Consider the following 575-nt stretch of genomic DNA (forward strand, 5'->3'; position numbering starts at 1 on the left):
CTGCACTGTATATCATTTTCAAAAATCTCTTCTGAATAGTGTTTGATGAAAAAATCTCTGTCAACACCAGTAATTCTAAAACCACATTTTTGATAGAGAGCTAATTGTCCTATACTTGAATTTCCAGTACCGACTTCTATTGTTCTGTATCCTTTTGACTTGGCTCTCTGAATGGCATCTATTATTAACTGCTTCCCAATGCCTCTGTCGTGATGGGTTTTCATTACGGCAATATTCACTAACTCTACCGTTTCAGGTCTCGTCGGAAGTAACACATAAACCCCAATAATTTGACGATCACTCTCAGCTAAAAAGCATTCTCCTCTCTGAACATAATCCTCAATAAGTGCCTGAGAAGGGTCAGCTAATAACAATAATTCCAATGGGAGCTCTTCATCTGTCTTTAGTTTCCGAATATCCATATTTCTCCCCCTAAAAACTGTATTTTCTTTTATTTTATCATATCTTTTTATAATTACTCAGCTTCTTTGGTTAAATAAGACAATCAACATGACTGTTTAATAGATACATATTTCTTAGTCAACAGTTTCCGTCAACTGTTCATCAATCGTCTT

At 35.1% G+C, this 575-nt stretch carries 1 protein-coding gene; it reads right to left on the minus strand.

Annotated features, from left to right (window positions below):
* Nucleotides 1-422: GNAT family N-acetyltransferase (locus ACZYRN_RS19230; RefSeq protein ID WP_488913185.1), on the minus strand; the 422-nt coding region annotated here is incomplete at its 3' end.
* Nucleotides 423-575: the final 153 nt, after the last annotated feature.

Source organism: Domibacillus sp. F004 (assembly GCF_057814295.1).